Here is a 14,240-nt window from a genome sequence, read left to right as displayed (position 1 = left end):
GCTTTAAGCGAGCTTTTTTATTTATATAGTTTGTCTAAGCTACTGCGATTTAATAAACTTCCAAGTAATGATGTCATTATTAGTCGTAACCGTTAAGAAATATACACCAGTAGCCAAGTTTGAAATGTCAATTTTGGTGAGGTTTTGATTTATTTCTTGATGCTGCAATAATTGTGTTCCAGATAGACTAGAAATAGTAACCGATTTTTCTACATCACCATTTCCTTCAATAAATATATAGTCTTTGGATGGGTTAGGGTAAAACTCAATTTGAGATTGTTGATTTGAATCTAAGCTAAGGGTACTACTACCATATAGTTGTCCATAAACTTCATATTCTTGATTTACCATCATACTTCCACTTGAAGTATCCTCTGCTTTGTACACAATTAAAAGGGCCGCTTGACCGTTGCTAACTATTCTGGGTAAAAATGCACTTCCATCAGCATTAACTGGTGCTGCAGATACACGCAACAATGAATTTCCTGTCACTCCTGTAGTGGTTACAGTTCTCATGAATATTTCTCTTTCGAACCTGTTTGAGAAAAAAGGATTTGCGTTGAAAACGACATAAAATGTATTGTCGTTTGGGTTCCAATCAACATCTGCAGTTGCTGCATCGTGCCTAGTGTCCTGAGCACCTACTTGACTAATTTCAAACTCAGGAACTAGAATATTCATAGAATCATCGTATATAACTCCAAATACATCTATTTCTCCTGCTCGAGAATTATCAGCTTCATAAACAAAGATGTACCGATTGTCTGTCGTGCTGTATGCAGCTCTTACCCATTTATTACCAAAACTGTTGCTGTTTATACTTCCTCTATTACTTAATTGATATTGGTTAACTAGATTACCATTTTCACTAACAGTGGTAACAAAAGCCTCTTCTTGATTATTAATAGGTGATGCAACATAGGTAACAGCATATTCTCTTGCATTAGGATTAAAGATCACATCGGGTATGGATCCGTTGGTTTGTATACCGTTGGCAGAGTTGGTTAAAGGAAAACTTGTGCCTAATTGTAAGCCATTTTGATCAAGTCTTTGACCATAAAGTTCCAATGATCCATTAGCAGTACTTGTTGCTTGACTTACCATTATATAAGTCATAAAATATTCATTTAACAAGGAGTTATATACAAGAGCTGGTGTACGTGCATCGATTGAAGAATTTCCACTAGAGCCGGAATTTGTTATTCTATAATCACTCGATATTATTGAACCATTTTGATCTAATACCACACCATAAATTTCACTTTTATTGGCGTTAAGTTGTCCTTGGTAAACCACAAGAAAAGTATTGTTTGAGGAATTAAAAGCTACTCGAGGGAAACGATTCTCCAATGGAGCTTGTCCTAGATTTAAAGATGAAATGAGAATATCATTCCCTAATACATTTCCGTTTAAATCGATAAATCGTCCAATTATTTGACTGTTATTTGCTACAACTCCATTGAAATCTGTATCGGCGCTTTCCCATACCGCAAGGTAAGTGTGGTTGTTTGAATTGTAGGCTATGTCTGGAAAGTCAACACTTGATGTAGTGTTTCCAAATCCTCCAGCATCACTTATTCTAAAATCATCGGGACCATAGAATTGAGCTTGACAAATGAAGGTGGTAAATAGTAAAATGTAAAATGTTTTCATGAGATTAGTTTACCATTAATGGCATCTCTATGAAATAGGTTAACAAGGGATTATTGTTTTTTTCGCTTTCGCGAAAGCGTGATATAGAGAACTATCAATAATAGTATGAAAGGAATCACATACCATAGGTTTTCCAAAGGTGAATCTGAATAAATTATAGGATTAGTGTCTCCGGTAAGTATGAAACCAGCCCAATAATAGGGATGTTTAAATTCTTCTTCAACTTGATTAGATACATATTCTTCCTGAGCTAGTCTAAGTGCAACATCTTTGGGTTGACCTTTTTTAAGATGAGAATAGAAGCTCTTCATAATAATCGATGTCTCTCTATCAGGAACACGCCACAAACTAGTTATGGTTGCTCTTGCACCTGCATATTGAAATGCTCGAGAAAGACTCATTGCACCTTCAATAGGATCTATTTTACCATAAGCAGTATTACAGGCGCTTAATGTTACTAAATCGGCATTTAAATGCAATTTGTAAATTTCCTCTAGGTTTAGAAAATCCTCATCGTTTTCACCCTGAAATAATAACCTTGCATCGTAATCATTCTCTTCGTCAATTACAGCATGCATAGCGAGATGGTGAACATTGTGGTTGGGTGCGTTCTCAATATATTTCTCTTTAGTAGCATCTTCATCAATAAAAAGAGTACCGTCAAATAATTTAGAAATATAGGTTGCTTCGTCACGTGCAAAGGGTAATGAATAGGAACCAGATCGTTCAATAACAGCTGCTAGACTGTTGCTTACATTTGTGTAGGATGGTGTAATAATGAGCGAAGATGATGGTCTTTGATCGCCATCAAATTGATGACTTTGAAGTTGCAATGAATAGCTTATATTTTTACCAGCATAATTTGAGACTAAGTAATGGAGCGGTAGGTTTTGAGTAGCGCCATATCGTGTAATTGTGACGTTAGTAAATTGTTTGTTGCCAATATTAATTGTGGGTAGTAACGGCTCTTTATTAGCTATTGACTGGATGGTTCTATGATTTATATTATTAAACTCCTCGTTGTTAAGTAGTCTAATGGTATAAGGATTTTGACTTACAGAATATAAATAAAGGCCATCGTCACCATTATAGTATACATGAGAGGTTTGCTGGCTTGCCAAACTTTTAAGAGATGAAATGGTAATTTGACCTTGCTTGTTAGTAGATAAGTAAGGATAGTTCTCTTCTATGTTTTGATTAACGTTATTAAGATCATTAACCAGTGTTGGATAACTAAATTGACTTATAGAGTCCTTAGATTGTTCTTGAGAGATTTTCTTTATCCTTTTTTCGAGAGAGTATTTTTGCGAAAGCCAACTGAGGAGAACGGAATCGTTTTTTACATTCTTATACAACCTTGACTTTAATTTTATTTCAACGGAATGGTTTTGTTCTAAAGCTATTACCGTTTTAAAAATATCGTCTTCATTTAAGGCATTTAATTGAGATAGTTTATCATCGATTTGAACCAGAGCGTTATTGATTTTGTCAATTTGTATTACATAATTACTATTATTATTTACGATTAAATTCATCTGATTTATTAATCCAGTACTTAATAGAAATAGCTCTTTACTTTTATGTAGTAATACGTCGTCCTGATTGTTAGTCGCTGTTCTATGAAGAGAATGGGCAAGCTTGATAAACCTTTTTACAGATGATTCGCTTAAAGAGGTTTCTTTAAGTAATTCAGGTTTATTGATAAACGAATCGATATTTGAAATGCCTAAATGTTTATAGTAATCATTTAGACTTCTAATAATTGAATCTTTATTTCTTGATTGTATTTTAACCAAAGTGTTTAGAAAATAGTTATCTCTTATATGGTAACTGTCTTCAAGAGTTTTTGATTTTTTTAAATGCTTATTCAAATAAAATACAGCGCTATCTATTCTTTTGTTTGCAAGATGGTATTCGACAAGGTTTTTATACGCATTAATAGGGTTGATGTAATTATCATTTTGAAAACTACTAACTAGTTTAATAGCTTTATGTAATAGAGTTGCTATTTCTTTATCGGATGAGTTAACATGTTTTAAAAGGTATCTTGCCTTGCGCTCGTGAGCTATCCGCTGCCAGTGAGCAATAGTAATGTATTCATCAGAAAATTCAGGATATTCATTTCTAGAAGTTTGATAAATACGATTGGATTCATCATAATATTTAAAGAATAGGGAATCAGATTTTACGTTTGTTGCATGCATCATGTACCTGTCCATGAGGATTTGTTTATCTATTGCATCTCTTTCTGCAGGTAGGTTTTCATACATGTGTAGATAAAGTTGAAATTTATCGTAATCACCTAATGCATGATAAGTGTCTGATACGTTATTGATTAAATCTAGAATTTGAAACAGATAATCCTTTCCTTTGTATTTTGGGGTTAAAAGAGGTTCGATTTCTTTGAGGACTTTAATTTTTTCAAATCCGTTATCCATTACTTGTGTACAGGAAAGATGGTTTTGATAAAGAGATAATTTTGCTGTTTCTAAAAATTCAAGATTTTCTGGGGTAGATTCTATTTTAATTAAAGAGTCAATTTTTCTTACGGTGGGCTTTATGTAATCATCAATCGCAACACTACAGTCACTAGTTCTAAGCAATCCATTTACCAAGTAATCAATTGCTGGTAATTCTATTTTATAATCTTTATTGTCTAAAGAATTATAAATCTTTAAGAACTGCTTTATTTTCAGTACCGCATTTTCTACATCATTTTGGTAATATCTAAATGAGTAATTAAGTTTATAAATTTCATTTAAATAATTTAAGTCTTTAACCTTTACCTTGTCATAATAAAAGGTTGTGCTGTCTAAAAGTGAAATGAGTGATGGATTAATATTATTAACAGCTATACTATCCTGAACTTGTTGATAGAACTTTTTACTCAACGAGTCATTAATTCTATCGGTTTCAATAATACTCTCAACGTGAGTATTTATCTGTTTGTTAAAGCTGCTGTCTTCAGTTTTTTTACAAGCCAATAAGAAAAGCATAAGACTAAATGTCAAAAGGTAAGAGATGATTCTGCTTGTTTGGTTGGTTCTCATAGCCTAAAAAATTAAGGATTTATTCTTTTAAAGTTTGTAATAGAGATTGAGCCTTTTTGTAGTTATAGCTTTGATTATCAATTATTTTATCAAGTACCAAGATTGCTTTTTCCTTCTCACCAATTTTTACGTAAGAAAGGGCTAGGTACCAACGTGATCTTGCGTAGAAGTCATCTTGTAATTTTTGATGTTTTTTATATAGCTCAATTGCTGAAGAATAATCTTCATTTCCCAGCGCGGCATTAGCTTGATAAAACAAATAGAAGCTTTGATTATCTTGATTGTATATGCTGTCAAACTGTTTATATGCCACTGCATAATTTTTACTTTCATAATTGTAAAAAGCTCGACTCACTTGATCATCTCCTATTGTTTCGCCTCTTTCTATATTTACTATTACATTGCGATAAGGAGTGTAATATTGATTATAAATTTCGTCATTTGAAGGAGAACTATTCCATAACAATATGAAAAGCAAGATGCTAGCCGCCGCAACAAAAGGAATGATTGTTTTTATAGATAATTTTATAGAAAATTGCTTTTTATCTCTATGCGTACTCTCGAGTTTGTCAAACAAATTTCTCAATTCTGCAGATTTTGATTTAATTAATGCAGCACGCATATCAAGTGCGTCATGATAGGATTTTTTGAACTCTAGGTCAGTATTAACGAGTTTTTCAAATTCATTTTTCTGATAATCGTTAGCCTTATTATGTATAATTAATTGTATGAGCTGTTCTTTATCCATCTGCTTTGTTTGCTAATTCTTTAAGTTGTTTTAAACACCTGCTTTTTTGTGCTTTGACTGTATTTTCACTACTATAATTCTCGGTTGCTAGTATTTCTTTAATACTCAAACCTTGTAAATAAAATAACTCAAGAATATTTCTGCATCTAGTGCCTATTTTGTTTAATGCGGTATATAATTTATTTTGATTTTCAGTCAATGGTTGTTCTTCAAAGAACATCATGGGGTTTTCTTGTTTAATGTCATTATCAGTATCAAGGTTAACATAAGTACCTTTAGATTTATAGTATTCCATCATCTTATAATTCCCTATTCCAAATAAATAGGTCTTTAAGCTACTAGTAAGTGTAGTTAATTTACCGGCAGCGACATTTTGATACAGTTGAACAAAACTGTCTTGATATAATTGATCAACATCATGTAGTGGAATACCTCGTTTAAGAGCGTATCCTTTAAAATCTTGCTTGTAATGCAAATAGATTTTTTCATAATAGGATCGATCTCCAGATTTTAGAAGGTAAATGGTCTCTTCTTGTTGATGATTCATTATCCGTTGGTTAGAGGAATTAAAGTTACAAATTTTTAGTTTTTGTTAACCTTTTATTCCTGCTCTTCATTAAGGAGTAAATCAATTAAAAACTCTAATCATGAAAAACCTTTGTACCCTGTTAACGTGCTTATTTATGTTAACAGCCTTTAATGGTCAAGCTCAATTCTTTAAAAAATTAAAGAAGAAAATTGATCAAAAAGTCCAGCAGACTGAAAAGAAAATAGAAAATAAAATAGATAAAGGAGTAGACGACCTGTTATTTGGAAACGATAGTGTTAATGATGCTTCACCTATAGTGAAAGAAGAATCAGAAATGGTTGAGTTTAAAGACTCAATGTATTATGACAATCAATCTACTTTTAAAACATATTCAAAATTTGATTTTACACCTGGAGAGAATCTTCTCTACTTTGAAGATTTTTCTAATGTGCTTATTGGAGATTTTCCCACTAGCTGGCATACAAACGCAGGAACTGAAGTAGTAAAGCTCGAGGAATTCAATGAAAAATGGCTAAAACTTGGGGCAGGATCAAGGACTATAGTTATAAGTGAGATCGCCAATAATTTACAATCCGATTTTACACTGGAATTTGACTTTGTTTATGATTTTAAAATGGACGAATATGCATTTAAGCGACACTTTGATGTCATACTTAGTGATCTTGAAGATCCATATAGTTATTTGTCAAAACCTTATAAAGGTAATTTTTACACCTATTTGCGTATAGGCGCAGGTTCTGGCGGTGGTGGTAAAGGAGCGATACTATATAAAAAAACAACAAGTAGATCTACATACGCATCTACAAAACAACCTCATGCGGTATTATCAAATAAAACTGCACAACCTTATCAAAAGCACCACGTTTCAATTGTAAAAAAGGATACTCGTATAAAAATGTATATCAATAGTGAAAAAGTAATTGATATGACCCAAGCGGTACAACCGGATGTGCTGTATCAAACAATCCGATTTGCTAGTAATGTTTCACCGGCAAATCAACATTTTTATATCAGTAATATTAAATATGCTGGACAGGTTGAAATTCCTACAAGTTTGTTTCATAACGACTCTTATCAAGCTCATGGAATAACATTCCAGTCAGGAAGCGCAAGCTTAAACCCAGAATCCTACGCTACTATAAAGGCAATTGCTCGAGAGATTGAGAATAATCCTGAGAATTCATATCAAATTATAGGTCACACTGACAGTGATGGGCAATATGATGATAACATCACGCTTTCGCGAAAGCGTGCAGAATCAGTTTATAATGTCCTCATTAATGATTTTAATATCACGCCAGATATCTTGTCAATAGATGGAGTTGGTGATACGCAACCACTTACAAATGAAACAACAGCGACGGCCAAAGCAATAAATCGTCGCGTAGAAATAAGAAAAATTTAATCAATCAATCATGAAAAAAACAATAATAACGGCAGCCGTATTTATGGTTGTCACAGCCCTAGCTATGGCTGGAAATGAAGTAATTAATGCTAAAATTAAGGATGGAGTTTACACATCAGATCATGGAGATATTCACATTTTAAACTCAAGATCAAATAAGAAAACGGTAGGCCTTTACAAAGGAGTAGGTCATCTGTTACTATCCAATTTTACCATTTCAGGTCGAGGAAGAGTCTACACTGGTAGCTTTTCAAATGGTAAAAAAATAGGACAAGTTTCTTTCACTCCACAATCTAATCAAGCTTGGAAAGGAGATTGGAAATGGAAAACAACCACGGGTAGAAATAAATGGGATGGTAAATGGGATGGAACTTTTAAAACTAGTTCAAAACTCAAAGGATTACACATGTGGAACACCTTTAAAACAGATTTTGGCACACTAGACCTCATTCATAATCCAGAAGGTAAAGTTGCTGGTTTCTTATATAAGGATGGTCAGGAGTACTTTGTTCACGGTGGTTTTAGTGGTGGATCTCAAATGAAGTTCTACGCCTATATTTCAAATTCAGAAGACATAATAAAGACCAGCGGTCCTTTTGATATCATAATGGATTGGGATTATGGCCTATATGGAACTATCACTTCTAAAGGCAGGCAGTATTCTAATATACGAGGAAGTGAGAACGGTCAGACTGTAAATATTACACTACAAACCATTAAGAATTATAAAAATCGCGGTTTAATGCATGGTGAGGAAAGGGGTAAGGTCACAATAAGCGCCTCTTTATTTGATGAAAAAGGAAGGCATTGGACACACACATTATATAAAGATCAATCTAATATTACCTATAAAGAAAATAAAGAAAAGCAGGTTGATAAAGAATATAGCAATCTTGTTAATTACAATAATGGTGGTAAAGGATATTACAAAAATCCAATTCTCAATTTAAACTTCACGCATAAAAGATTACGTAGCATTAGTAATGCTTCGGATCGTTTAGTGGCTCATTCAATACCTATGAAGGATATATTGGATTATTTGACCTACAAAAGAAATTCTAATAGCTTTCAAAACGCTTCCGATGGTCGTAAGAAGATCTCAAATTCTGATCACACTTTTTGGCTTTCAGAATCTAACGGTAAACGCAAGGTACGCGGTTATGCCTTTATTAAATACGGCAATAATGATAAATGGGCGTACTTCTATACAATTCAACTTAATTAAATCAATATGAAAACTTCAAGATTAATTGCAATTGCGATATTACTTTTTGGTATCGCTTTCGCGAAAGCAGAATCAGATACAACATCAAACATGGAACCTACTACGGTTCTCAATTGGACAGGAACCTATGAGACTAATTTTGGTCAAATTATCCTATTGCAAAGAGGTAATTATGTGGTAGGCACATATAGTGATCGAGGAACTATAAGGTCTATCAGAAAAAGCGGAAGAAAGCTAAACGTTGTTTTTGATAACAATGGAACCTTAGGTTACGCATACTTAGAAAAAACTGTGTTAGGTTTTAAAGGCACCTGGAAATGGAGTACAGGTGTAGTACAAGGAGATTGGAACGGGAAAAAAGTAAGCGATGCGCAACAAAATTACCATAAAGGAAAGTGGAACACTAAATTCGGTACGCTAGACTTTATAGATAGTAAGTCTGGATTTATGGTCGCTCATTATGGAGATAAGGGAGGAATGATTTGGGGTAAGAAAAATCCATCGACCCGAATTTTTAAAGGTCAGTTTAAAAATAAAGAATCAGGTAAAATCAGGCCATGTTCCTTTATTTTTTCTAACAGTTCATTCAAAGGTAAATACGATAATTTGGAATATGGAAGTTGGAATGGTAACCGTTCACAGTTACCAAATTCTGATGTAAGAACAGGAACAAATCTAGGAAAGGAGTATAAGATTAAAATTACCCTAAATGGTTTTAAATGTTGGAATTCAGACAATTTAAGAAAACGAGAACGTGGTTTTTTAGGTTTTAGAAATCAATTAAAGATGGGAAGTAACCTACAGGATTATGAAAAAAGAGAGAATACAGGAAGGGATTCTTGGATCTTAAAAAGTATTCACTGGCGTCAATGGTACAGTAGTAATGATATCAATAACTATCCAGAAGGACAATTATTTAATACAAGCGGTTACTTTGTTTACAACGTTTATGAAAAACAATTACCCAAAATATCTATGGCAAATGAGTTTGTATTTATAGAAAGTCTTCGAGCTCTCAAACGCAGTGATTTTAGATCAAAAAGAAATATTGATATGAAAGCGGTTATTGATTTGTTAACAGGTAAAACTAGTGAAAGCAATTATGCTCGTGGTAGTAATGGTAGATTCAGAATTCCAGATAGTCCTGATCACTTTAAAATTGAAGTGAAAAATGGTAAGCGTATATTAAATGTATATGGTGATATAAAAGAGCCCAAGAAGAAGAAAATTCATTTTGGATACTATTACACTATTGAGCTTATATAAAAAGAAAAATCCCGCACTAGCGGGATTTTTTATTATTCTTTATTAGCGTTTAAATTATCTCTGGGTTGTGTGTATTCTTTCTTGTCCTTAACCTGATGATTAATTTTTTTGCCATGCGTTTCTTCTAGATTAATGGCTTGTTCTTTTTTGCTCGTTTTTTCTGGCGTTTTTCCTTCTGTATTCATAATCTTTTCTTTTAAAGATAAAGAAGTTTATGAATTAATAAGAGTATAACAACTGGTTTAACAAAGGATTACATCTTGTTTAATTATTTGTTAGCTTTTTTTGCATCTAGTAATTGTCTATTAAGCCTTTGCTCTTTTTCAAGCGCATTTCTGCGGTAATTCTCATATTCTTCTTCGATTTGAGCCAATTGTTCTTGAGCGGTGGATGTTAAAGTGTTGCTGTTTTTGAATTTATAGATAAAGCTTATCAGTAATAAGGTTAAAATCCCAATTATTGACCATAGAATAATATTATACATACTTTTCTCTAGTTGAATACCTAGCAATTCCATACTATCTTGTCCTTTTTCCAGGGTGGCAATGTCAATTTTACTAGCTTCCATTTGGTCGTTCAGCTCTTGTATCTGGATTACTTGATCTTCGATACGCTTATTTAAGTTATTAATTTCAATATCTTGATCTTCGACAGTTGATGTGACTTCTTTTTTAAGCTTGTTAATCTTATCAATTTCAATGACTCTATATTCTTGATATCTGTTAGAGGATTCTATAACTTCATTGAACTTATTATTCAATTTTTCATGGGTAGCGATGGAATCCTGTGCTAGGATGGATGTGTGTGTAATAATCAGTATTAGTAAAAAGAAATAGAATTTCATGTTTAGGGATACTTAAAAGTTTTGTTTTAAAGATTTTGCAAAAATACGCAGTATTACAACGAACTATTTTTAATATTATTCTAAATAAAAAAGACGCCTAATTAGGCGTCTTTAATTATTGGTTTGTTGTTGTATCTTTTAGTTGTCTGGGTTTCCATTACCACAGTCAGACATACAGTGTGTATTAGTACGAATGTTGAACTGATCTTGAACTTCAGCACCGTCTACCCATATTCCGTGAGTTTGATCTATACAACCGTGCTCATTTACACTGTAGATTATAGCGTAAACTGATGTACAGTAACAATCTCCGAAATGGTTATTGTTGAATCTATACTTTACACTTTCTGTATAAGCTCTAAAACAGTTGCGGATTCCATAGAAACATGGGTTGATTAAGTTGTTACTGTCTCTAGGTAAGGCATCACAAGTAGAATCTACATTCATATAGATTGAGTGTAAGTACCACCCATCGTTCAATTCTAATTCAAGATATGTTTTATTAGAGTCCATATTTACAGTGAATTCACCGTATCTTTTTGAGTTAGAAACTTTAAGAGCCTCTCCTACAAAACAAGCTCCAGAGTTAGAACCACCAATGATTCCAAATTTCCCTTCTTCCACTTGTGTAGTCATCGCTTCATAAGGAACAGGAGAAACTGATTGTTCAGGATTAATATGTTGTGAGATTAAATTGTCTGCAAGAGCAATATTCTCAACATGATCTATAAATTCTTGCTCGCTTAATTTTGCAATTTCTATTTGATCATTTTGACCTTCTAGAGCGTTTGCATCTTCTACTTGTGAACAAGAAGCAGCTAGTAAAACGATAGCAAATAAATAGTATAATTTTTTCATCACGATTGTAATTTGTGGCCCAAAAGTACAATTACAAAATACTTAACAAGTCTTAATTTATGATTTTTCGATTAGGACTCTTTTAAAAACGTTAAACTGAATGTTTTGATAAAAAGGTGATTTTTTTATTCTTTAAAAGTTCCTATTTATCAGGGAAATGACGCTTTTGAAGCGTGTTTTTTTAAAATATTTCACATTTGATTAAATGTGGGTATTAGCCAATCGACCAAAGTGATTAAATCAGGATGAAGTGCAAAAATAAAGCCTCAATGTGAATTGAGGCTTTATCTAATAGGGAAGAATGTTTAATCATTCATACTTATTAGAAACTCTTCATTGTTTCTTGTCTGTTTAATTCGTTGTGATATAAACTCCATAGCCTCAACCGGATTCATATCAGCTAGGTATTTTCTCATAATCCACATACGTTGTGATACGCTTTCATCAAGAAGTAAGTCGTCTCTACGTGTAGACGATGAGGTTAAATCAATGGCAGGGAATATTCTACGATTGGAAATATTTCTATCTAATTGTAGTTCCATGTTACCAGTTCCTTTAAATTCTTCAAAGATTACCTCGTCCATTTTTGAACCAGTTTCTGTCAATGCCGTTGCTATGATAGATAATGATCCACCACCTTCTATATTACGAGCAGCGCCAAAGAATCTTTTAGGTTTGTGTAAAGCATTAGCGTCCACACCACCAGAAAGTACTTTACCGCTGGCAGGTTGAACAGTGTTGTAAGCTCGTGCTAGTCTGGTAATTGAATCTAATAGGATAACAACATCATGACCGCATTCAACCATTCTTTTTGCTTTTTCTAGAACAATGTTAGCTACCCTTACATGATCATGCGCCTCTTTATCAAAAGTTGAAGCAATTACTTCACCGCTTACATTGCGTTGCATGTCTGTTACTTCTTCAGGACGTTCGTCTATAAGTAATATAAGTTGATATACTTCAGGATGATTGGCTGCTATAGCGTTTGCTATATCTTTAAGTAGCATTGTTTTTCCCGTTTTAGGTTGCGCCACAATCATACCACGTTGCCCTTTTCCTATAGGGGCAAATAGATCCATTACTCTAGTTGAAATACTGGATTGTCTCTCGGCTATATTGAATTTCTCATCTGGAAATAATGGAGTGAGGTGTTCAAAAGATACTCTATCTCTAACAACCTTTGGATCTAATCCATTGATTTGAGAAATTTTAATTAAAGGAAAGTATTTTTCACCTTCTTTGGGTGGTCGTACCATACCTAGTACTGTGTCACCTGTTTTTAATCCAAATAATCTTATCTGTGATTGAGAAACATAAATATCATCTGGGCTAGATAAGTAGTTGTAATCACTGCTTCTTAAAAATCCATAACCATCAGGCATCATGTCAAGAACACCTTCACTCTCGATGATTCCATCAAATTCAAAATCTGGGTCACGATAGCGATTACGGTTGTCTTTATTTCCTTTAGGAACATTGTTACCGCTATTGTTGTTTCGGTTATTGTTCTTATTGCGATTGTTGTTCTTATTTCTAGTGTCATTATCGTTACGATGTTCATTACGATTATCGTTACGATTGTCATTAGACTTTTTGTTATTCTTATTAGAATCGTTGGTTTTTGTTTCTTCTGTGTTATTCTCTTTTTTAGAAGGCTGACTTTTATTAGAAGAAGTGTTAGATTCCTTATCCTTTTCTGCTGACTTTGGATTGTTGTTTTTTCTTGGTCTACGTTCTTTCTTTTGTTCGTTATTTTTAGTAGGCGCAGTCCTTGATTCCTTTTTTGAATCTGGTTTAGACTCCTTTTTAGGTGAATCTTCACTTTTGTTGTCTAGGTCTAGGTTTTCTAGAGCTTTAGGGTTTTCTGCTTGAACATCTAGAATTTTGTAAACTAAATCCAACTTGCGCAGGGATCTATACTTAGGTACGTTTAAATCCTTGGCAATTTCCTGTAATTCAGGTAATTTCTTTGATTTTAAATCAGCTATTTGAAACATTATTTGTTAAATGATAAGATTATAAGGGAACTAAATCAATTTTATCAGAAAAAATTGACGCGTCTAGGTGGTCTAGAAAACAGTAGTTTAACACCTAATACACTGCAAGTATACTTAAAAAAATGATATTAACTACTGTTTTTAATGGCTAAGTTTTATTTTTGCTCAATAGAAAATATGTAATGATACAACGTATACAATCTATTTACTTAATACTGGCAGCACTAGTTTCTGGTGTATTAGTTTGGGTAGTAGATGCTTATCTTAATGGCGATAGTAATGAATTTCTAGGTGTAGATGATTCAGTTTACTTTGGTACTTTTATGGTAAGTGCTGTTTTATCTATATTTGCAATCTTCCTATTTAAAAATAGGCAGTTACAATTTGTTATCAATAGACTCAATATACTGATTAATCTTATTTTGCTAGGAGTTTTTGTATATCGAGCCCTAACTTGGTCTGGAGGAACGGCGGTTTCTGAGAAAGGCCTTGGGATGTTCCTTCCTGTATTATCTATCGTTTTACTTGCCTTGGCAAACAAGGCCATACGGAAGGATGAACAACTCGTAAAATCAGCGGACCGATTACGATAACGATTTTATCTTAGTGATATTAGTGAAAAAACCTGCGAGGCGCCACCTTGC

Annotated in this window: 12 protein-coding genes; 4 read left to right on the top strand and 8 right to left on the bottom strand. The window is 33.2% G+C overall.

Features of this window, described 5'->3' with window-relative positions; translation table 11 throughout:
* Nucleotides 1-39: 39 nt before the first annotated feature.
* The 4 genes from BST91_RS09085 to BST91_RS09070 are packed head-to-tail and all read right to left on the bottom strand — an operon-like array spanning nt 40 to nt 5,998.
* Nucleotides 40-1,653, bottom strand: coding sequence for a T9SS type A sorting domain-containing protein (locus BST91_RS09085; protein WP_085775213.1), 1,614 nt, complete (start codon nt 1,651-1,653; stop codon nt 40-42).
* A gap of 50 nt (nt 1,654-1,703) precedes the next feature.
* On the bottom strand, nt 1,704-4,703 hold the full coding sequence (locus BST91_RS09080) for a CHAT domain-containing protein (protein WP_085775212.1): 3,000 nt from the start codon (nt 4,701-4,703) through the stop codon (nt 1,704-1,706).
* 19 nt (nt 4,704-4,722) lie between these two features.
* The gene (locus tag BST91_RS09075; RefSeq protein ID WP_085775211.1) at nt 4,723-5,451 is read right to left on the bottom strand and encodes a tetratricopeptide repeat protein; all 729 of its coding nucleotides are present in this window, start codon (nt 5,449-5,451) and stop codon (nt 4,723-4,725) included.
* The gene (locus tag BST91_RS09070) at nt 5,444-5,998 is read right to left on the bottom strand and encodes an RNA polymerase sigma factor (RefSeq protein WP_085775210.1); all 555 of its coding nucleotides are present in this window, start codon (nt 5,996-5,998) and stop codon (nt 5,444-5,446) included. Before BST91_RS09070 ends, BST91_RS09075 begins: the two co-directional genes overlap by 8 nt.
* A gap of 136 nt (nt 5,999-6,134) precedes the next feature.
* Between BST91_RS09070 and BST91_RS09065 the strand changes: the two genes are divergently transcribed.
* The 3 genes from BST91_RS09065 to BST91_RS09055 are packed head-to-tail and all read left to right on the top strand — an operon-like array spanning nt 6,135 to nt 9,897.
* Nucleotides 6,135-7,406 (top strand): OmpA family protein, encoded by a 1,272-nt coding sequence (locus BST91_RS09065; RefSeq protein WP_169709774.1) that lies wholly within the window; start codon nt 6,135-6,137, stop codon nt 7,404-7,406.
* A 10-nt stretch (nt 7,407-7,416) separates the two neighbouring features.
* Entirely contained in the window at nt 7,417-8,631 is a 1,215-nt protein-coding gene (locus BST91_RS09060) for a hypothetical protein (RefSeq protein WP_085775208.1), read from the top strand.
* Nucleotides 8,632-8,637: 6 nt separating this feature from the next.
* Nucleotides 8,638-9,897 (top strand): hypothetical protein, encoded by a 1,260-nt coding sequence (locus BST91_RS09055; protein ID WP_085775207.1) that lies wholly within the window; start codon nt 8,638-8,640, stop codon nt 9,895-9,897.
* Nucleotides 9,898-9,929: 32 nt separating this feature from the next.
* Here the strand turns inward: BST91_RS09055 and BST91_RS13160 are convergent, their stop codons facing one another.
* The 4 genes from BST91_RS13160 to rho all read right to left on the bottom strand — a co-directional run bounded on the left by BST91_RS13160 (nt 9,930) and on the right by rho (nt 13,596).
* Nucleotides 9,930-10,082: a hypothetical protein gene (locus BST91_RS13160; RefSeq protein ID WP_167342478.1), complete on the bottom strand. Its 153-nt coding sequence runs from the start codon at nt 10,080-10,082 to the stop codon at nt 9,930-9,932.
* Nucleotides 10,083-10,165: 83 nt separating this feature from the next.
* A complete protein-coding gene (locus BST91_RS09050) occupies nt 10,166-10,741 on the bottom strand; it encodes a hypothetical protein (protein ID WP_085775206.1) in 576 nt (191 codons plus the stop codon).
* 138 nt (nt 10,742-10,879) lie between these two features.
* The gene (locus BST91_RS09045; RefSeq protein ID WP_085775205.1) at nt 10,880-11,599 is read right to left on the bottom strand and encodes a hypothetical protein; all 720 of its coding nucleotides are present in this window, start codon (nt 11,597-11,599) and stop codon (nt 10,880-10,882) included.
* A 305-nt stretch (nt 11,600-11,904) separates the two neighbouring features.
* Nucleotides 11,905-13,596 carry a transcription termination factor Rho gene (gene rho / locus BST91_RS09040; RefSeq protein ID WP_085775204.1) on the bottom strand — a complete coding sequence of 564 codons (1,692 nt, stop codon included), beginning with the start codon at nt 13,594-13,596 and terminating at the stop codon, nt 11,905-11,907.
* 182 nt (nt 13,597-13,778) lie between these two features.
* Between rho and BST91_RS09035 the strand changes: the two genes are divergently transcribed.
* The gene (locus BST91_RS09035; RefSeq protein ID WP_042277404.1) at nt 13,779-14,189 is read left to right on the top strand and encodes a DUF4293 domain-containing protein; all 411 of its coding nucleotides are present in this window, start codon (nt 13,779-13,781) and stop codon (nt 14,187-14,189) included.
* Nucleotides 14,190-14,240: the final 51 nt, after the last annotated feature.

The sequence above is a fragment of the Nonlabens tegetincola genome (genome assembly GCF_002117085.1).
Classification (GTDB): Bacteria; Bacteroidota; Bacteroidia; order Flavobacteriales; family Flavobacteriaceae; genus Nonlabens; species Nonlabens tegetincola.
This window is presented reverse-complemented; position numbering and strand designations above follow the sequence as displayed.